The organism is Paenibacillus sp. LHD-38, from assembly GCF_031157315.1.
Taxonomy (GTDB): Bacteria; Bacillota; Bacilli; order Paenibacillales; family Paenibacillaceae; genus Pristimantibacillus.
In genome coordinates, this window is record NZ_JAVIFU010000037.1 from 30,647 (window position 1) to 51,237 (window position 20,591).

The 20,591-nt window shown below is 47.3% G+C and carries 15 protein-coding genes; 11 read left to right on the forward strand and 4 right to left on the reverse strand.

Features of this window, described 5'->3' with window-relative positions:
* Window positions 1-69: 69 nt before the first annotated feature.
* The 7 genes from RCO25_RS24985 (at window position 70) to gyrA (ending at window position 14,145) form a co-directional block, all read left to right on the forward strand.
* Window positions 70-480: a LamG-like jellyroll fold domain-containing protein gene (locus tag RCO25_RS24985; protein WP_308998826.1), complete on the forward strand. Its 411-nt coding sequence runs from the start codon at window positions 70-72 to the stop codon at window positions 478-480.
* Window positions 481-488: 8 nt separating this feature from the next.
* Window positions 489-3,905, forward strand: coding sequence for a beta-L-arabinofuranosidase domain-containing protein (locus tag RCO25_RS24990; RefSeq protein WP_308998858.1), 3,417 nt, complete (start codon window positions 489-491; stop codon window positions 3,903-3,905).
* Between the two features lie 16 nt (window positions 3,906-3,921).
* Window positions 3,922-5,127, forward strand: a complete 1,206-nt coding sequence (locus tag RCO25_RS24995) for a cohesin domain-containing protein (protein ID WP_308998827.1) — start codon at window positions 3,922-3,924, stop codon at window positions 5,125-5,127.
* Window positions 5,128-5,286: 159 nt separating this feature from the next.
* Window positions 5,287-6,480 carry a response regulator transcription factor gene (locus RCO25_RS25000; RefSeq protein ID WP_308998828.1) on the forward strand — a complete coding sequence of 398 codons (1,194 nt, stop codon included), beginning with the start codon at window positions 5,287-5,289 and terminating at the stop codon, window positions 6,478-6,480.
* Window positions 6,481-6,562: 82 nt separating this feature from the next.
* The gene (locus RCO25_RS25005) at window positions 6,563-8,473 is read left to right on the forward strand and encodes a glycoside hydrolase family 127 protein (RefSeq protein ID WP_308998829.1); all 1,911 of its coding nucleotides are present in this window, start codon (window positions 6,563-6,565) and stop codon (window positions 8,471-8,473) included.
* Window positions 8,474-9,699: 1,226 nt separating this feature from the next.
* The gene (gene parE, locus RCO25_RS25010) at window positions 9,700-11,670 is read left to right on the forward strand and encodes a DNA topoisomerase IV subunit B (protein ID WP_308998830.1); all 1,971 of its coding nucleotides are present in this window, start codon (window positions 9,700-9,702) and stop codon (window positions 11,668-11,670) included.
* A 12-nt stretch (window positions 11,671-11,682) separates the two neighbouring features.
* The gene (gene gyrA / locus RCO25_RS25015; protein WP_308998831.1) at window positions 11,683-14,145 is read left to right on the forward strand and encodes a DNA gyrase subunit A; all 2,463 of its coding nucleotides are present in this window, start codon (window positions 11,683-11,685) and stop codon (window positions 14,143-14,145) included.
* Here gyrA and RCO25_RS25020 read toward each other — a convergent pair.
* Window positions 14,126-14,293, reverse strand: coding sequence for a hypothetical protein (locus RCO25_RS25020; RefSeq protein WP_308998832.1), 168 nt, complete (start codon window positions 14,291-14,293; stop codon window positions 14,126-14,128). The two genes, gyrA and RCO25_RS25020, sit on opposite strands and share 20 nt — an antisense overlap.
* Window positions 14,294-14,497: 204 nt before the next feature.
* Between RCO25_RS25020 and RCO25_RS25025 the strand changes: the two genes are divergently transcribed.
* Entirely contained in the window at window positions 14,498-14,902 is a 405-nt protein-coding gene (locus tag RCO25_RS25025; protein WP_308998833.1) for a MarR family winged helix-turn-helix transcriptional regulator, read from the forward strand.
* A 21-nt stretch (window positions 14,903-14,923) separates the two neighbouring features.
* On the opposite strand, the gene RCO25_RS25030 is transcribed toward RCO25_RS25025, so the two are convergent.
* The 3 genes from RCO25_RS25030 to RCO25_RS25040 are packed head-to-tail and all read right to left on the reverse strand — an operon-like array spanning window position 14,924 to window position 17,780.
* On the reverse strand, window positions 14,924-16,180 hold the full coding sequence (locus RCO25_RS25030; RefSeq protein WP_308998834.1) for a CapA family protein: 1,257 nt from the start codon (window positions 16,178-16,180) through the stop codon (window positions 14,924-14,926).
* A gap of 20 nt (window positions 16,181-16,200) precedes the next feature.
* Window positions 16,201-16,914, reverse strand: a complete 714-nt coding sequence (locus RCO25_RS25035) for an RluA family pseudouridine synthase (RefSeq protein ID WP_308998835.1) — start codon at window positions 16,912-16,914, stop codon at window positions 16,201-16,203.
* The gene (locus RCO25_RS25040; protein WP_308998836.1) at window positions 16,914-17,780 is read right to left on the reverse strand and encodes a class I SAM-dependent methyltransferase; all 867 of its coding nucleotides are present in this window, start codon (window positions 17,778-17,780) and stop codon (window positions 16,914-16,916) included. Before RCO25_RS25040 ends, RCO25_RS25035 begins: the two co-directional genes overlap by 1 nt.
* A 154-nt stretch (window positions 17,781-17,934) precedes the next feature.
* On the opposite strand from RCO25_RS25040, the gene RCO25_RS25045 reads away from it, so the two are divergent.
* The 3 genes from RCO25_RS25045 (at window position 17,935) to araA (ending at window position 20,524) form a co-directional block, all read left to right on the forward strand.
* Window positions 17,935-18,537 (forward strand): phosphatase PAP2 family protein, encoded by a 603-nt coding sequence (locus tag RCO25_RS25045; protein ID WP_308998837.1) that lies wholly within the window; start codon window positions 17,935-17,937, stop codon window positions 18,535-18,537.
* Window positions 18,534-18,719, forward strand: coding sequence for a hypothetical protein (locus RCO25_RS25050; protein ID WP_308998838.1), 186 nt, complete (start codon window positions 18,534-18,536; stop codon window positions 18,717-18,719). The genes RCO25_RS25045 and RCO25_RS25050 overlap by 4 nt, the downstream gene beginning before the upstream one ends.
* A gap of 314 nt (window positions 18,720-19,033) precedes the next feature.
* Window positions 19,034-20,524 carry an L-arabinose isomerase gene (gene araA, locus RCO25_RS25055; protein WP_308998839.1) on the forward strand — a complete coding sequence of 497 codons (1,491 nt, stop codon included), beginning with the start codon at window positions 19,034-19,036 and terminating at the stop codon, window positions 20,522-20,524.
* Window positions 20,525-20,591: the final 67 nt, after the last annotated feature.

Here is a 20,591-nt window from a genome sequence, read left to right on the forward strand (position 1 = left end):
GGAGGAATTGAATTCGTGTTAGCGCTTAATAGGGATTTGAAAATGAAGTGTAATGAGGAGGTTTAAGAGATGCGGATAAAAAAGTGGATGTCGCTCTTTCTGATCACAGCTATGCTTGGAGGAATCATTCAGTCCGTTAATGTATTCGCGGATGCATCTACAGCAAATCTAATTGCTTGGTATCGTTTCGATCAAGCGGAAGCAAGCAAAATAAAGGATCAATCGGGAAAAGGAAATGATGCAACGCTCGTGGGAAGCACCGCAATAACCGATGGCAAAAACGGCAAGGCCATTCAATTAACAGGCGGGTATGTTCAACTGCCCAATAACATTTTAAACGGAGTGACCGATATTACCGTTTCTACTTGGGTGTATATGGACAGTTCGCAGGACTATGCCAGATTATTTGATTTTGGAAGCGGGACGACACGATACATGTTCGTAACGGCAACAGGGAGAAACGAGGGGGCGAAGGCTTAGCTGCTGCGATTACAACCAATGGCTGGGGAAGTGAGCAGCATGTGACAAAGGGAGCGGATTTAAGCACAGGCGTATGGAAGCATGTCACTTTAGTCATCGAAGGGAAAAAGGGGATTTTGTACGAAGACGGCGTTAAAGTGGCGGAAAATAACGATTTAACTTTGAATCCAGCCAGCCTAGGAAGCACGACTTCAAATTTTATAGGGAAATCGCAATTTAACGGCGATCCTGCATTTCGGGGGAAATTCGAGGATTTCCGCATTTACAACAAAGCGCTTAGCGCAGCCGAAATATCATCGCTCCTTGATTTGTCTGACGAATTTATCGTGCAGTCGGATCGGGATGCGATTAATTTAGGAAATTTATTTACGGTGGAGGCGGATATTGCGCTGCCGTCTCTCGGTCAAATGGGCTCGATGATTACATGGACTTCAAGCAATGAGAAAGTCATAGCAGCTGATGGGAAAGTAATTCGGCCTGAACCTGGTAAGGGAAACGAGAATGTGCTCCTTACGGCGACAATTGCTAAGGGCGGCGTTAGTGTAATAAGGGAATTTCAAGCCACAGTGTTGGCTAAACTCTCCGATCAAGAAATCGTAGCTTTGGACAAGGAACAGCTGCAGCTAGGAGATATAGACGCGATTATTACCGATATGGAACTGCCGGAGACTGGGCAAAACGGTTCGACCATTGTATGGCAATCAAGCAACAGCGATGTCATTGGTACGGACGGAAAGGTGAATAGGCCCGAGCCGCGCACGGGCGATGCGATGGTAACGTTAACGGCGAGGATTACAAAAGGAGCGGCAAGCCTTACGAAGGTTTTCGAAATTCGAGTAATAGAGCAGCCCTTCCAGCTGTCCATACAGCGATTCAGGCAAACCTATGCAGAGACTGCAATCGGAACAAAGCCTGCTCTTCCGAACATCGTGATTGCCGATTATAACGACGGTGAAACAAGCAGGCAAATGGAAGTTTCATGGGCAGAGATTGACCCGTCGAGCTATGAGGAACCAGGTACAATCCAAGTAGAGGGCGAGGTGCCGGGCACGTCGATCAAGGCGATAGCAGAGGTGAAGGTCAAGGAAATGCTGTTTCAAACGAGCTTTAGCCTTGATCGGCTTCTGCCTGGCGAGAATCTCCTAACGACCGTAACAGCTATCAATAAAAGCGACATTGCAATTCCTGTGCTCGTAACGGCTGCCAGATTCGATGAAACGGGACGGATGAAAGACGCCGTACATGCCAATAAGCAGGTAGCACCCGGAATGACAGAGGAGCTAGCCGCATCAATGCTTCTTCCAAATGACATTGCTGGACATTCGGTGAAGGTATTCGTATGGGAAGGCGATGAGATCAAATCATCGAAGCAAAAGCCTCTCTCAACCGTTACTCAGCTCGCGGATGTATCAAGCGCCCCTTTGACTCCGTCCAGCCTGTCTGCAAAGGCAGAGGAAGGGAAAAGTCAAATAAACGTGACGTGGGATTCTGCTCCAGGGGCTGTCAGCTACGATCTTGAGGTAGACGGGATAGTCATGACCGATGTCAGCAGTCCGTACGAGCATAAGGGCCTGATCTACAATTCCACGCATACCTATGCTGTTCGTGCCAAAAGCGCGGAGCATACGACAGCTTGGAGTTTAAGTGAAAACGCCACCGTGCAAGGCGTTCCGGGCAATGCAAGCTGGTCGGTCCAGCCGTTTCAACTCAGTCAAGTATCGCTGGAAGCCAGCCCGTTTACCGAAAATCGGGACAGTACTTACTCGTACCTGCTCTTCGTAGATAATGATCGGATGCTGTATACGTTCCGCGATGCCGCAGGTCTGGATACCAAGGGTGCACAACCGCTCGGTGGCTGGGATGCGCCAAATTCTAATCTTCGCGGCCACTCGACCGGACATTATTTGTCAGCACTCGCGATGGCCTACGCCAGCAGCAGCGACGATCGCTTCAAGCAGAAGCTGGATGAAATGATCACCGAGCTGGGCAAGGTCCAAGATGCCATGCCTGCCAAAGGGTACAGCGATGGATTTCTGAGTGGGTATTCGGAGGATCAGTTCATCAAACTGGAGCAATTTACGACCTATCCGACAATTTGGGCTCCTTATTACACGCTGCATAAAATTATGGCCGGTCTTGTTGATGCTTACAAGTATGCGGGAAATGATCAGGCTCTCGAAATTGTAGAGGCGATGGGAGAATGGACGCATGGACGGTTAAGTATGCTGCCGAAGGAGCAGTTGAAGCGAATGTGGTCCATCTATATTGCTGGGGAATACGGCGGAATGAACGAAGTGCTCGCGGAAATGTTCGCAATTACCGGCAACGATACGTTTCTGGAAACCGCGAAGTTGTTCGATAACGAAACCTTATTTAAACCGACGGCTGACAATACGGATACATTGACCGGCAAGCATGCGAATCAGCATATCCCGCAAATAACAGGAGCTTTGCGTATTTTTGATCAAACAAATGATTCTTATTATTACAAAGTCGCAGATAACTTCTGGCATATGGTCGTCGATAAACGAACCTTTAATATCGGGGGGACCGGCCAGGGCGAGATGTTTAAGGGAGCGGACGTCATTGCCTCTATTCTTGACGACAAAACGGCAGAAACCTGTGCCACGTACAACATGCTGAAGCTGACCCGCAATCTGTTCTTCCATAATCCTGATCCTGCCTATATGGATTATTACGAAAAAGCGCTCTACAACCACATACTCGCATCACAACAGCACGGGGATCATGGACATACGACTTACTTTGTTCCGCTAGGACCGGGCAATCAAAAATCGTATACGAATGACTATAACTCCTTTACCTGCTGCATGGGAACGGGACTAGAAAATCATGTGAAATATCAAGAATCTATTTATTTCCATTCCGCGGACTTATCGACGCTCTATGTCAATCTCTATATCCCGTCCACTTTGAATTGGCAGGCAAAAGGATTTACGATCACACAAACGACAAGCTATCCGGAGGAAGGAGCGACCTCCATTACAGTGGACGGAAACGGACCGCTCGCCATTAAGCTCCGCGTGCCTTCTTGGGTAGAGAATGGCTTTAACGTATCCATTAACGGTGTTGAACAGAACATCGAGGCTGCATCAGGATCTTACGTTACGCTGAGCAGGACTTGGACGGCGGGCGATAAAATCGATATTAATATGCCGTTCAGCCTGCGGCTTGAGAAAACGCCTGATGACGCAAAAACAGGCAGCATTTATTACGGTCCCCTTGTCATGGTCGGCAAAAGCAACAGCACGACATGGTTGAATTTATTGTTGAATGAAAATCAATTGTCCCAGTCGATTACTTCTACTGGGCCTCTAAGCTTTATGACGAACGGCGTGCCGCTCGTACCGATGTATGAAGCCCATAATTTCAGGTATCACGCTTATTTCAAAATCAACTCGTAAAAGGAGGAACGAGGATATGACAAGATGGTTGCCAGCACACTTATTGAGCTTTAAGCTTATGCTCGCCGTTGCAATAAGCTTGTTTATGACCGCTAACATCGTTAGCGCATCAGAACAGCAGGAAGAAGTGATCGTACAAACCGTGAACGCGGATGAAGCCTCCGGCTTCGTAACTGTTCAAGGGAAAATCGCATCGGGCAGCGGGAAGCAAGTAACGCTGACCTTTACCGACCCGAGCGGCAAGTTGGATTATTTGAATCAAACGACAAGCGGAGCGGATGGCTTCTTCGCTTTCACCTATTTGCCTTCCGCAGTTAGTTCCGGTGACTATCTTTTGCGAGCCGGCGGGGAAGAAGTAAATACGCCTTATCAACGAACCATTCAATTAAACGGTACCCTTGCCGGTGCAGTGCTTAAAGGACCTGATACTGTTCAGGCTGGGCAAAATGTTGAACTCGTGTTTGGCTTAAAGGGAGTCGAAGAAGATGTTATGGCTCAAGATATGACGCTAGTTTTTGATGAAACCAAGCTTGAGTTCATATCCGTACAGTCCATGGACGAAGTGAATTTCATAATTGCAGATTATAAACAGACAGAAGGGAAAATCCGTTTTTTAAGCGTCCATCTCAATGAAGCGCCTGCAAGCCGAAATATCGATCACATGAAATTGACGTTTAAGGCTAAGGAGAACGCAGCGGACGGCATCGCGAATGTTGCGATTACCGAATTGATCACGGCAGACAGCAGTGGTGTTGAAACGATGCTGCAAGGCGCATCTCACGGCATTCAGATCGGACACGTTGACAAAGCCGCATTGAATGCTTTATTGGCTGATGCACAGCAAACCCATCATGCAGCGATTGAAGGCAACCGAATCGGCCAATATCCTGCCGGTTCGAAGGATGCACTGCAGAAAGCGATTGATAAAGCTGTGCTCATCGCCAGCGACGCGAGCGCAACGCAAATTGCGGTGACGAAGGCAGCCGAAGATTTGAATGCTGCGCTCGAAGCCTTCAAAGCGGCTGTCATAACAAAGGTTATCGGTGACAATAACAACGATGACCGCGTAAGCATTGGCGATTTGGCGGTTATGGCAAAAGCATACGGCATGACATCGCAAAAACCAGGCTGGGATGCCGTGAAGGGAAGCGATCTTAATCATGACGGAAAAATCGACATCGAGGATCTCGCTGCTTTGGCAAGATTGATTTTTAACTGGTAGCTGGAAATCGTGGTGAAAATATTCGGGCGTCGGACCTGTTTAGGGTCTGACGCCCGATTTTTTATTCTCATTTCTTTGTAATCGTAGAAATAATTTGGTAATGTTCCCGTTTGTATAGTGGCATCCGGCAATAGTTGCTAAGATGTAGGAGAAATGAAAATGCTTACATTCAGCAAAGATGCGGAGGTGAACGGAAGATACTCCTACTTCATCATAAAGGAGGCGACCTCGGTGAAAAGAGTGTTTTTGGTCGATGATGAACCGGATATAAGGGAAGCGATCCGCGACCGAATCGATTGGGAGTCCATTGGCTGCATATTTTGCGGCGAGGCGTCAGACGGCGAGCTGGCGCTTCCATTAATTAATCAGCTAAATCCGGATATCATCGTCACCGATATTAAAATGCCTTTTATGGACGGATTGGAACTCAGCCGATATGTTAAGCGCAATATGCCTTCCGTGAAAATTATTTTGCTTAGCGGATATGAAGAGTTCAATTATGTTCTTGAGGCATTACGTATAGGGGTAAGTGAGTACTGCGTGAAACCGATCAGTTCGTTAGAGCTCAGCGAAGTCGTTCGTTTGGCCGCCAAGCAGATCGATGTCCAAAAAAAGCAGGACTTAATACAAAAGGAGCAAGAATGCGTCAATGGCAAACGAGAAACGTTTTCCATGCAGAAGCTGATTGCTATCGACCGGGCGGAAATAAGCGACTTCATGAAGTTTGGCCAAGCCGAGGACGCATTGGACTTTACGGCTAAATATATGAGCTGTCTTGAAGGAATAGATTGGAAGAACTCCTTTATCGGCAGCTATGTTTGTATGGAGCTCGCATTAATTGCACTTCAATTTTGCAAGGAAGCTGTTAGCAGCGCGGGGCTCTCCGATGATGAGATCACCGTTATCGAGCAAAACATAAAAAACGTAAGCAGTTATGAGGAAGCCGTCGATTTTATAGCCGTTCTGCTGGCGACGGTTACGAGATTCCGTGAGCAGTCTAACAATAAATATGCGGGAAAAATCATTAAAGCAAAGGACTTTATCCGCGCGCAATCAATGAGGTACGAATTATCGCTTCATACCGTTGCACAGCATGTCGGCATGAGCCCCAGTTATTTCAGCACGATCTTCAGTCAGGAAACCGGTCAAACTTTTGTCGAGTTCCTTACCTGCGTGCGAATGAGCCATGCGATTGATTTAATGCAGACGACGGATTTCAAAACCTATGAGATCGCCTATAAAGTGGGCTATAACGACGCCCATTATTTTAGTTTCTTATTCAAAAAATTCACAGGAACGACAACAAGGGAATTTCGGAAGAAGGACAAAGCGGCTTCTGTCCTTAGAGGATGAATGATCGCGAACAATGGGAGGGTTTTAGTTGATGAATCATTTAGCCAAGTAGCAACAAATCACAACGCCGGCACTTAAGGACATGCGGATAGATAGCCCGTTTTGGTCGAGATATATTCGGTTGGTGAAAAACACGGTCATCCCATATCAGTATGAAGCTATCCATGATCGGATTCCTGAGGCGGAAAAGAGCTTTGCCATTCAAAACTTCCGAATTGCAGCAGGACATGAATCAGGGGAGTTCCAAGGCATGGTGTTTCAAGACAGCGATGTTGCAAAATGGTTGGAAGCAGTCGGATATAGCCTGCAGGTTATGCCTGATCCAGATTTAGAGAGGCTGGCAGACGAGGTCATTGATTTGGTTGCTGCGGCGCAGCAGCCTGACGGTTACTTGAACACGTATTTCACGATTAAAGAGCCGGATAAGCGATGGACCAACTTGGCTGAGTGCCATGAGCTATATTGCGCAGGCCATATGATGGAGGCGGCTGTCGCTTATTTTGATGCTACAGGCAAGCGCAGGCTGCTCGATGTCATGTGCAAATTTGCTGATTATATTGATTCGGTTTTTGGCAAAGGAGAGGGGCAGCTTCAAGGCTACGACGGACATCAAGAAATTGAGCTGGCGTTAATCAAGCTGTACCGGACTACTGTAAATGATCGTTACCTGAAGTTAAGCAAATACTTCATCGATGTGAGAGGACAATCGCCTAACTATTTAACAGAGGAGTGGGAGCGAAGGGGACGAAAAACCTTTTTCCCTGAGATGAAGGATTTCGGCGGGGATTACGCACAGGCGCATGAGCCGGTGAGGCAGCAGCAGCAAGCGACTGGTCATGCCGTAAGAGCAGTCTATATGTACACCGCCATGGCGGATATCGCTGCGGAAACCGGAGATGTTAGTCTCTATGAAGCATGCAAGCGCTTGTGGGATAATCTAACAGGCAAAAGAATGTATATTACGGGGGCAATCGGTTCACAAGCCTTCGGCGAACGTTTCTCCTACGATTATGATTTACCGAACGATCTCGCATATGCGGAGACCTGTGCTTCGATCGGACTTATTTTCTTCGCGGAACGGATGCTTCGGCTGGAGCCGAACAGCCAATATGCGGATGTGCTCGAGAGAGCTCTTTACAATACCGTGCTCGCCGGCATGTCGTTGGACGGTAAAAAATTCTTTTATGTTAATCCGCTTGAGGTTGTGCCAGAGGCATGCCATCACCATAATAAACAGCATGTGAAGGCTGAGCGGCAGGGCTGGTTCGGTTGTGCCTGTTGTCCGCCGAATGTGGCACGGCTTTTGTCATCCCTTGGTAATTATGTCTATTCCACGAGCGAGAAAACCGCATTTGTCCATCTTTATGTAGGCGGCGAGGCAAAATTGAAGCTTGGTACATATAACGTTCGGCTCGTTCAAGAGACCGATTTTCCGAACGATAACAAAGTCGCCGTTAAGGTGTTTCCTGGCGGGGAGGCCGTCTTTTCTCTAGCATTTCGGCAGCCGAACTGGTGTCCGACAATGCGAATATCGGTCAACGGCGAGCCGCTTTTGACTGACGGCCGCCTGATGAACGGCTATATCATGGTTGATCGGCTATGGAAGGATGGAGATGTGGTCGAATTAGAGCTGGAGATGCCGATCATCCGCATGAATGCGAATCCGCTCGTTCGCGAAACGATTGGTAAGGTTGCCCTGCAGAGAGGGCCTTTTGTCTACTGCTTGGAAGAAGCCGATAACGGGAATTTGCTGCATGAGCTATTGCTTCCGAAAGAAGCGGAATTACAAGCTATCTATCAAAGCGATCTTCTTGGAGGCGTTACGATTATTCGCGGACTAGCGGAACGAACCTCGGCCTCCGAATGGAACGGCGAACTCTACAAGCCGGCCTCGTCAGAAACCAGCGTCGAGGCAGCGCTAACGTTCATTCCTTATTACGCCTGGGCTAATCGAGCATGCGGCGAAATGACAGTTTGGATGAGAGAGGAATAGGGCCGAACTCAAGTTCGATCTCCGAAAACAAATAATGTTAAAAGAATAGATGTATAGGCACATTTGCGGAAGGGGCTGTCCCGGAAGGTCTTAATTGACCTACAAGGACAGCCCCTTCTGTTTGCTGGCGGTTATCATTCCTAAACGTTTTTCAGCTAAGCTTTAGCCTTTTGTTTAGCCTCGAATTGCAGGCAAGGCTTCCCGGAGGAAGACAAGACCGTGAGACTTGGCATCGTCTTTGTTTTAAATCCAAAGGCTTTGCATCCTCTAGGACCAACTGGATCCCATGTAATATAAAAATATTTGCATTTCATACAGTCAATGCGTGGATTCTCCGTCATTTTTGACCTCGCAAAAAAGATATTGTTGATTAAGTATAACTTATATCAGGGGGAGTTACAGTCTCTATTCCGTACCCACTTCGAATCATTGGGCCATAATATTTATTCAAACCATACATAAATCCCAATAATTTGTAAAACATGCTAACATCAGTTATTTTAACAGCTGCCAGATCTGCTCTATATCAGATTGTCATACCCATAGTGAATTATGGAGGGAATACAGTTGATTATTATGTGTAGACTTATCCAAACCAAGAGGCTGAAAATAGGAAAGAAAAAAAGTTTTTTCGCATTCAATTTAATTTTGCTTGCGCTTATTCCGATTTTTACTTACGCTGAGCTGAAGGTTTCGTATAAACAAACGGATCGGAAATGGTATCAAGTGATCGAACGACGGGCACGATTTATATTCAAGCGACACTCTGGATTGTTTGAGAAGCGGAAGATGATGTTTAATAAGCGAAATATGTTATCCTTATACGTACCCCTAACGGATGTCTTAACATTTTTATTACGTCATATGATTTTTGGCCATTTTTTGTGGAGAAGCGGGCTGGACAATTCTTATGGTTACAGGGATCCAAATGCGGGGGATGTCTTATTGATTCGTCTCATTCGCATCACATGTCCCAATGATTCTATATATTGTTGCAAGCGGGTCAGCTTGTTGACTATCCCGTTCGGATCCTTTTTAATACTGTATTGTCTATGGGATGATTCATCGCTGCCGAATTGAGGAATGACTTCCATTTTCCCTTATCGTGCTTGCGATTTGGCGGATTATGGCACAGATCCACTGCTTTGGTGTCTTTACGAAACAGGACAACTTGAATTAAAATAGCTTGAAGATACGGAAACGTGACTACAGATTGGGGGACGCTCATGTCAGAGCAAACAGATCTCTTTGCAAATACAGCGGCCGCAGACCGAAATTACGAGGCCGATGATATACAGGTGCTTGAAGGTTTAACTGCTGTCCGAAAAAGACCGGGTATGTACATAGGTAGTACAAGCAGCTCGGGTTTACATCACTTGGTTTGGGAAATTGTCGACAATGCGGTCGACGAACACTTAGCCAAGTTTTGTTCGGCTATCGAAGTTACCCTGCATAAGAACGGAGCAGTAACCGTTCATGATAACGGACGAGGTATACCTACCGGCATGCATAAGACCGGCATACCCACGCCTCAGGTTGTTTTTACGATTTTGCATGCAGGCGGAAAGTTTGGCGGCGGGGGATACAAGAAGTCCGGCGGCCTGCACGGCGTTGGTGCTTCGGTTACGAATGCCCTATCGGAGTGGTTAGAGGTCGACATCTTTCGTGATGGCAAAATTCATCGTCAAAGGTTCGAATATTGGATCGACGAAACGGGCCGGGAGCATGTAGGTGAGCCTGTTCGAGGCTTAGAGATTATCGGGACAACAAACCGGACAGGCACTAAAGTTACATTCAAGCCGGACGGCCGCGTATTTCAGAACGGGACGACGCTAAGCTATGATACGCTTGCTGAAAGGCTTCAAGAAATCGCTTTTCTTAACTCGGGCCTTAAGGTGTCAATTAAAGATGACCGAAGCGGCAAGCAGGATGTATTTCATTACGAGGGCGGGGCGCGTCAATTCGTTCAGTTTTTGAATGAAAACAAAACGGTGCTGCATGACGTCATTCACTTTGCAAGCGAGCGGGATGAAATTGAAGTTGAGGTTGCTCTCCAGTATAACGATGGCTATACCGAAACCATCGCTTCTTTCGTTAACTCCATTCCGACTCGCGGCGGCGGCACGCATGAAACCGGTTTTAAAACGGCGTATACGCGAGTAATGAATGATTATGCGCGTAAAGCGGCAATGCTGAAGGATAAAGATAAAAATCTTGAAGGCAATGACCTGCGCGAAGGCATGATGGTCGTCATTAATATCAAGATGTCCGAAGTGGAATTTGTCGGCCAAACCAAAGATCAGCTCGGCAGCTCCTCCGCCCGAAGCGCGGTCGATGCGATCGTATCTGAGAAGATGCAGGTTTTTCTGGAGGAAAATCCTCAGATCGCGCAAATGCTGTTGAAAAAATCACTACAAGCCTCGAAAGCGCGCGAAGCCGCACGCAAGGCGCGCGAAGAAATCCGCAGCGGCAAGAAGCGTAGCGAGAGCTCCAACCTTAACGGCAAGCTAACCCCTGCGCAATCTAAAGATTATACTCGTACGGAGCTATTTATCGTAGAAGGGGATTCCGCCGGCGGCTCGGCCAAGCAAGGCCGCGATTCGAAATACCAAGCGCTATTGCCGCTCAAAGGCAAACCAATGAACCCTGAGAAAGCGAAGCTTATCGATATCTTGAAAAACGATGAGTACAAAGCGATCATATCGGCCATCGGCGCGGGCGTAGGTTCTGAATTTGTAGCGGAAGAATGCAACTATAACAAAATAATTATTATGACGGATGCGGATACGGACGGCGCTCATATTCAAGTATTGCTTCTTACTTTTTTCTATCGTTATATGAAGCCGCTTATCGATTTGGGCCGTGTGTATATCGCGCAGCCGCCTTTGTACAAAATTACCCGTAAATCAGGAAAGCTGGAAACGATTCGATATGCATGGACGGATGAACAGCTGCAAAATTATTTAAAGGAATACGGCAAAAATTACGAGCTTCAGCGCTATAAAGGACTTGGAGAGATGAATCCTGATCAGCTCTGGGAAACAACGATGGATCCAGAGAAACGGACGCTGCTCCAAGTGCAGATCGAGGATGCTGCCAAAGCAGAGCGCAGAGTTTCGACGCTGATGGGCGATAAGGTAGATCCGCGGAAGCGATGGATCGTAGAAAATGTCGACTTTATGGAATATGAGGAGTAGGGGGATTTCTGCATGAGTATGCTGGAACAATTTTTACCGGCGTTTTTGGAAGAGGTTGTGGGTGACCGCTTTGGACGCTATTCAAAGTATATTATTCAGGACCGCGCCATTCCTGACGTTCGCGACGGCTTGAAGCCGGTGCAGCGTCGTATTCTATATGCGATGTATGATTCGGGCAATACGCCGGACAAGCAATACCGCAAATCGGCTAAAACAGTCGGCGACGTAATGGGTAACTATCATCCGCATGGTGATTCGTCCATTTATGAAGGTATGGTAAGGATGGCACAGCCATGGAAGATGGGGCATCCGCTCGTTGACGGACACGGAAACTGGGGCTCGCAGGATGATGATCCCGCGGCAGCTATGCGTTATACAGAAGCGCGTTTGTCCGCTATTGCGATGGAGCTGCTTCGTGATATAGAGAAAAGAACGGTTCAGTTTAAAGATAATTTCGATAATACAACGAAGGAGCCGGTAGTGCTGCCGTCGCGGTACCCTAATTTGCTCGTAAACGGGACCAGCGGCATCTCTGCCGGCTTTGCCACGGAGATTCCGCCTCATAACCTGCGCGAGATCATCGATGCTTGTATCGCGCTTATGGGCAGTCCTGAGCTTTCACTGGAAGAGCTCATGACTTATGTCAAAGGCCCGGATTTTCCGACCGGAGGCATCATTATGGGCGAAGAAGGTATTCGCGATGCTTACGCAACTGGCAAGGGACGTATTTACATACGCGCCAAAACAGCGATCGAAGACATGCGCGGCGGCAAGCAGCAGCTAGTCATTACTGAAATCCCTTACCAAGTCGTTAAATCCCGCCTGGTTACCGCAATGGAAAACATCCGGATCGAGAAAAAGGTCGAGGGCATTGCAGAGGTGCGCGACGAGAGCGGACGGAACGGTCTCCGAATTGTCGTCGAGTTTAAGAAAGACGCCGATGCACAGGGGATACTAGCCTATTTGTTTAAGAAAACCGATCTTCAAGTGGCATACAGCTTCAATATGGTCGCAATCGTCAATAAAACGCCGATGCAGCTTGGTTTAAAGCAAATCTTGTCGGCCTACATTGAGCATCAGAAGGAAGTCGTCACCTACCGGACGAAATACGATCTCGAAAAGGCTGAGGATCGGGCACATGTGGTTGAAGGTCTCGTAAAGGCGCTCAATATTTTGGATGAAGTTATCGCAACGATCAAAGCCTCCAAAAACCGTGCGGACGCGCAAGATAATCTGATCGCGAAGTTCGGTTTCACCGCTCGTCAAGCAGATGCTATTCTCACCTTGCAGCTATACCGCTTAACCAACCTCGAGATTACGACGCTTGAGAAAGAGCTAAAAGAAGCAATGAAGAAGATTGCTTACTTAAAATCAATCTTGGCTAGTGAGAAAAAGCTTATCGGCGTCATCAAGGATGAGCTTCTTGAGATTCAGACGAAATACGGGATTGATCGCCGTTCAGATTTGCGCGGCGAAATTGAGGAGCTGAAGGTAAACCTTGAAGTTCTGGTAACGCCTGAGGATGTTCTTGTAACGCTCAGCCAAGACGGTTACGTGAAACGGACAAGCATGCTTTCATTTACGAGGTCAGGCGGCGAGCTGCAAAATGCCGGCGTCAAGGAAGGCGACTTTGTAAAAGAGCTGCTTGAGGTAAATACGATAGATAATTTGCTGCTATTCACACGCAAAGGTCAATATTATTTATTGCCGGTCCATCAGATTCCGGAATTCAAATGGAAGGAAACGGGGACTGCTATCGTTAACGTTGTGCCGATGCCAAAGGATGACTCGATCGTTAGCGTGATCCCGATTAAAGACATTCAATCTTCCACCGCATCGCTTGTTTTCGTAACTAAGAAAGGTCAGGTCAAGCGGACGGAGCTTAAGGAATACGCCACAACGAGATCAACCGCGGTAGCCGCATGCAAGGTATCGGACGGGGACGAAGTCATAAGAGTTATCCTCAGCGACAGCTCGAAGCAAATTATGCTCGTAACGAAGCAGGGAATGAGCATACGTTTTGCTGAGACTGAGGTTAATCCGATGGGCAGAGTGGCAACTGGCGTTAGAGGAATCCAGTTGAAGGATGGAGACGAGCTTATCGCTGCGGAATGGGTTGCTGAAGATGAAGGCGAAGTACTCGTCATTTCCGATATCGGATACGCTAAGCGAACGCTGCTTCTGGATTATCCAATACAGGGCAGAGGAGGCAAAGGCGTACAAACCTTCGAATTTAAAGAAGGCAAGCGAGTACGTCCGAACGGAGCCTCACTCGTCGGAGCCTATTATTGCAAAGCAGCGAAAGAAATTGTTGCGTTTACCTCATCGGGTGCAAAGTTAATTGCTACTTCGGAGAAGGCTCCGATTGAAGAGCGTAAAGCGATTGGTAAGCTGGTGTTCCCGGTTGAGAAAACGGATGTAATAACGAATACGCTCGCACGCTCTAGCTCAGATTCTAATCAAAAGGCCGATTAGGCGGATCAAACCGTTCAATCACTTCTAATATGGCTTCAAGCATGACCCACAATGGTACCAGCTCATCCGGGCGGTCCAGCCATTGTGGGTCTTTTATGATGCCGTAACTTTTGATTTTTTCCATGATCATCGCTTTTCTTTCTTCCACTCGGTACACGCTCCTTACTTTATAAGCATAAATAGACATGGCGCTGGGCCTTCGCCACATTGTATGTCTAACGCTGTCATAATGTTCGACTTCGTATCGATTAATAGCGCAAATTATTAATTGGGTTAATCTTTAATTCGACATTAAAGACTGCTATAATTAAAAACAAATAGTTGGAAATTGACAGAGAGTTGGTGTGAGAGTATGGTGTCTGGAGAATTTACTCGATTATGGACGAGGCTATCACGGGATTGGAAAACTAACTTGGAACAATCGCTAGCTCCATTAACGGAAGGCCAGCTTAACGTGCTAGAGCTGCTGCTTCAGCATCAGCCGATGAAACCTTCGGATCTACTGCAATACTTGGCTACTACGCCTGCTGCGATTACGACGCTGCTTGACAGGATGGAACGAAATGAGTTGATTGAACGAACGCGTGATGATAATGACCGAAGAATCGTGTGGGTTTCTGTATCGGAGAAGGGAAAAGCTGAAGCGGATCGCGGTACAACGATTCGGACCGAATTGATCGAACAATCGTTGGACCGCATTTCCTCTCATAATCAACAGCTGTTGGTTTACCTGCTGGGCAAAGTTGCTAATTTGTAAGCAAACTAGCGGTGGAAGAGCTTATTTCATAGAATCGAGCCGATTGCGCAGCATATCGTAATTTTTTTTTAGCACAATGTAGTCGGCTTCTGTTAGCAAGGTATCGGTAGTCGCAGTAATCGTTTCTTCAATCGGCAATACGCGGTAGCGGTAAGAATGATCGGGTTTATAACGATGGACCCATGTCGGAATCGATTCGATATCCGTAAAGTCCACGGTGCCGTCCGTCATATTTTTACGAACATTTACTTTGAAAATAACCCCGTAATCCTTCGAGTCGCCCCGCTGGTTAGAAATGAAATTACCCATAGAATAAATAATAAGACCTTTTTTTACATGGCCGTTCTCACCGGTCGTTTCAACGACTTCATATGGCTGCACGACATGTGGATGCGAACCGGCGATAATATCCGCTCCCGCAGCGACTAAGCTTCTAGCTAGACGTTTTTGTTCATCATTTGGCGTAATTTGATACTCTGTCCCGAAGTGCAGGGAGACAGTAATGAAATCTGCGCCGGCATCTCGGAGCTTTTTAATATCTGCTTTTATTTTTTCTTCGTCTATCAGGGAGACAAGGTATGGCTTACCTTCCGGAATCGGAATTCCGTTCGTTCCATATGTGTAAGCCAGCACTCCCATTACAATGCCGTTTTTCTCGGATAACACGGCGCTGTCGGCTTCCTCTTGTGACGCAGCGGTTCCTTTAAACGGAATATCAAGTGCTTTGAGGTTCTCAATTGTACGCAGTATGCCGGCTTCCCCTTGATCCAGAGAGTGATTGTTGGCATTCGTAATGAAGTTAAAGCCAGCAGCATTGAGCGCTTCGCCAAGCTCCACGGGCGCATTGAATTGCGGATAACCGGAATAACCGAACTCTGCGCCGCCCATCGGGGTCTCAAGATTTGCAATGACCCAGTCGCCCTGCTCCAAGATAGGCTTAACCTCCGCAAAAAAAGGATTGAAATTATATCGGTTTGCCTTTTTGTCAAAAGCGCCTGGAAGCTGCGGGGTATGCATCATCACATCGCCTACAGCCATCCATACTGCGTCTGCATATACAGGCTCAGGTGTTGGCGTTGGCTCAATCACAACGGGGGATGGCGAAGGCGTAACGGTTGCTTGCTCATCAGGTTCAGGCACTGCAGCTGCTGACGGATTTGGGTCAGACGGTTCAGGTGCGCGATCCGTAAGGAAGGGCACTAAAAAAATGATCAGTAATCCAATGAAACAAAGTACTAATAAAAGGGCTTGAAATTTTCGGTGCCGTTTGCGGCGCATTTAATATTCGTCCTTCCTTGTTACGCGTTGCTTAACATGCCGGAGGCCTCTTCAAGCTGCGCATCCATCCACCATGTCCAGGCATCTGAGCCGCTTGGGACGGAGCGGAAGCTCATCCGTTCCTTTGAAACGGGATGAGGGACGGAGACCGAGGTCGACCATAATGCGATTTCAGCGATACCGGCGGTTGGTTTGGCGCCATATTTAAGATCGCCGACCAGCGGACAGCCTATGTGTGCAAACTGCGCGCGAATTTGATGAGGTCGACCCGTATGCAATTTAACGGCGATAAGCGAATAACGGCCGGAAACGGCTGCCACCTCGTAATCTAATATGGCTTCTTTTGCATCGCTGGTCGGTTTATTATAGACCGTGACTTGATTTTGCTTGTTATCCTTGCGGATAAAATTCGTTAGGCGGGCCTGGGGCTTGTTCGGTACTCCTTGTACGACGCAGACATAAGTTTTTCCAAAATCGCGGCTGCGAACCGATTCGGATAATCTGGAGGCGGCTTTCGATGTTTTGGCAAAAATCATGACTCCGCCAACCATACGGTCAAGCCGGTGAACGAGGCCGAGAAATACATTTCCCGGCTTGTTATATCTTTCCTTTATGTCCTGCTTAAGCAGTGTCAGCATGTCGGGATCGCCCGTGTCGTCCTCTTGGGAGAGAACGCCGGGCGGTTTCACAACAGCAATAATATGATTGTCCTCAAATAATACCTTGATCGACATTACTTAGACTCCCAGCGTCCCAAAATACCGCATGGCAAATTAAGGCCGGATTTCGTAATCGGCAATCCGATTTCCCCGCAGTTGATCTCGCCGCCGTATTTTGCATTCATCGTCATATGCAGCAGGTTGTGAAGCACAGAAGGAGAGAGCCCTGTCGTATAAGAGTTGATAAGCAAAAACAAAGGATTATCGGACAGAATAGATGTGCAGGACTGCAAAAACGGAAATAGATTTTCTTCGAGCTTCCAAGTTTCTCCATTCGGTCCCCGTCCATAAGATGGCGGATCCATAATGATTGCATCATATTGCTTGCCGCGGCGCTGCTCGCGCTGCACGAATTTGAATACATCATCCGTAATATAACGAATTGGCGCAGATTCCAGTCCTGAAAGCTGTGCGTTATCTTTCGCCCATTGGACCATGCCCTTAGCTGCGTCCACATGGCATACCTCAGCGCCTGCAGCGGCAGCAGCAACGGTAGCGCCACCCGAGTAGGCAAATAGATTCAGCACGCGTACAGGCCTGCCTGCGGAGCGGATTTTGTCCATCATCCAGCTCCAGTTAACCGCTTGCTCCGGAAATAAGCCGGTATGCTTAAAATTTGTTGGTTTAATGTGAAAATTAAGCTCGCCATATGAAATGGTCCAGCGCTCGGGAAGCGTGTCGCTCATCGACCATTGGCCGCCGCCGGAGTTGCTGCGATGGTAATGCCCGTCTGCTTTTTTCCATAAGCCCGTTTCGTTTGTAATCGGCCAAATGATTTGCGGATCGGGACGACGAAGCGTATAATTGCCCCAACGCTCCAGCTTATCCCCGTCTCCCGTATCTATAACCTCGTAGTCTACCCATTTATCTGCTATGTACATGTTTTTCGTAACCCTTCCTTGACGTTGTTTTTGTAATATAATAAATGTCATCGATAATTATATCGAAGCTAACACAATGAAGCAATGAAACCTATGGAAATGGAGGCTGGTATTTATTCGAAAGCAGCAGAAAGGGTGGCTTATTTCGTTATTCGTGAGCGCAGTGCTGGTTGCCATTCTAGCAGCAGCTATCCCCGAGAAGGATGGCAATGCATTAGATCAATCAGCGGAAGCGTTGATGGGAAGTATAAGGAGTGACGGTTTAACTTCTGTTTTTAAGGTGTTTTCCTATTTGGGTTCAACCATAGCTATCGTAGTGATAACACTTTCAGCTAGCCTTATTGCAGGCTGGAAAAATGGGTGGAGGCGAGGCGCTTACATTCTGATAGGCGTGGCATCGGCTTTCGGACTTAATTTATTGATCAAAATGTGGATCGATCGAGCGCGGCCATCGACTTCTTGGGGGATCGAGGCAGACGGGGCGAGCTTTCCGAGCGGAAATGCGATGCTGGCCATGGCAATGTTCGGACTAATCGCATGGAACATAATTGAAGCAAGAGGATTGTCGCGCGGTGCGAAGGCATGGAGTGCCGCAATTGTTATTTCTCTCATAGCAATGATGGGTCTGTGCCGTGTTTATTTTCATGTTCACTACATAACGGATATTTTGGGCGGCTATGCAGCGGGGGTGGCTGTCATCAGTCTTATTATGATTATCCATACTACTTACAAAAAAAGAGGAGCGGTTCATTTATGATGAGTTTTGAGTGTGAGTGCGGAAATAAAACGGTAATGTTTGCGACAGGAGACCGGGATGAGCAGGGCAGAGAATTTATTGAAATCGAAGATGATGAGAGACTGACCTTCACGATCGGTGATAAAAGTGTTCTGTTTCGTTGTTCGTTTTGCCGCTATACGTACCGTTTGGAACAAATTTAATGATCAATTTTAATATTTAAGAGAATGATATTGAAAAGATTTAACGTTCGGAGTATGATAAACGTAAGTTAAGTTGTATGTACAAGTGCGGCGTCATACCCATAATAACTTGCGCTAATGTCCGTACAAGTTAAAAAGCTAGAATAGTTAATTCCATTGCATGAAAGCTTATTGACTCGCAAAAAGTAGTGAATGCTGTTTTGCATTCGCAAAACTAAAGTGAATGCTTACGAAGTTGTTTTGCATTCGCAAAACTAAAGTGAATGCTTACGAAGTTGTTTTGCATTCGCAAAACTAAAGGAGGAAACATTTCAATGTTACAAGTTAGGCCTTATCAATTTTGGTTTGTTACCGGCAGTCAGCACTTGTACGGTCCAGAAACTCTAGAGGAAGTTGCACAGCATTCGCGCATCATTACGGCTGCATTGAATGAGGACTCTGTTTTTACGTCTGAGATCGTATTCAAACCTGTAGTAACAACTCCCGAAGATATTTATAAGCTTTGTATCGAAGCGAAAGCGGACGAGAGCTGCGCCGGCATTATCACTTGGATGCACACTTTCTCGCCAGCAAAAATGTGGATCCACGGCTTGTCAGAGCTGCGCAAACCTTTGCTGCATCTTCATACCCAATTTAACCGGGATATCCCTTGGGAATCCATTGATATGGACTTTATGAATACGAACCAATCGGCACACGGTGACCGTGAATTCGGTCATATCTTCTCCCGCCTTGGCCTTGAGCGTAAAGTCGTTACTGGTCATTGGGAGGATGGGGTTACCCGTTCGCGTATTGCCAGCTGGATGGGGACTGCGATCGCGGTTAACGAGGGACGCCACTTAAAAGTCGCTCGTTTCGGTGACAATATGCGTCAAGTGTCCGTTACTGAGGGCGACAAAGTAGAAGCACAAATCAAATTCGGCTGGTCAATCAATGGCTACGGCATTGGCGATTTAGTTGCCCGCATGAATGAGGTTTCTGATTCAGAAGTGAAGCAATTGCTGGAAGAGTATGGCGATCAATATGATATTTCGTCCGAAACACGCAACAATGCCGCTTCATGGGCTTCGATTGGCGAGCAAGCCCGCATCGAGCTGGGCCTCAAAAGCTTCCTGCAGGAAGGCGGATTCTCCGCATTCACGACTTCTTTTGAAGATCTGCATGGCATGAAACAGCTTCCTGGACTAGCCGTTCAACGTTTGATGGAGCAAGGCTACGGATTCGGCGGCGAAGGCGACTGGAAAACTTCGGCGCTTACGCGTCTCATGAAGCTGATTGCAAACAACAAAGGTACTTCGTTCATGGAGGATTACACTTATCATCTTGAAGAGGGCAATGAGCTTGTACTCGGTTCTCACATGCTTGAGGTTTGTCCTACGATTGCGGACAGCCGTCCGAAAATCGAAGTTCATCCGCTTGGCATAGGGGGCAAGGCTGATCCAGCGCGTATTGTATTTGACGGACGCTCTGGCGCTGCCCTTAATGCATCACTCATTGATCTAGGCAACCGTTTCCGGTTGATTATTAACCAAGTAGACGCTGTCAAACCGACTCATGAGATGCCGAAGCTTCCTGTTGCCCGCGTGCTATGGAAGCCGGAGCCATCGCTTCGCGACGCAGCCGAGAGCTGGATCTATGCCGGCGGCGCTCACCATACCGTATTCTCATACGTTGTTACTACGGAGCAGCTGGTGGATTGGGCGGATCAGGTTGGCATTGAAACGGTTGTTATCGATAAAAACTCGAGCGTTCGCAGCGTTCGTAACGAGCTGCGCTGGAATGATCTAAGCTACCGTATTCGTTAATCAATCCAATATTTCAGCATTTATAACATAAGAGGCTGCAGATTAAACCTTTCTCGGTTTAAAGCTG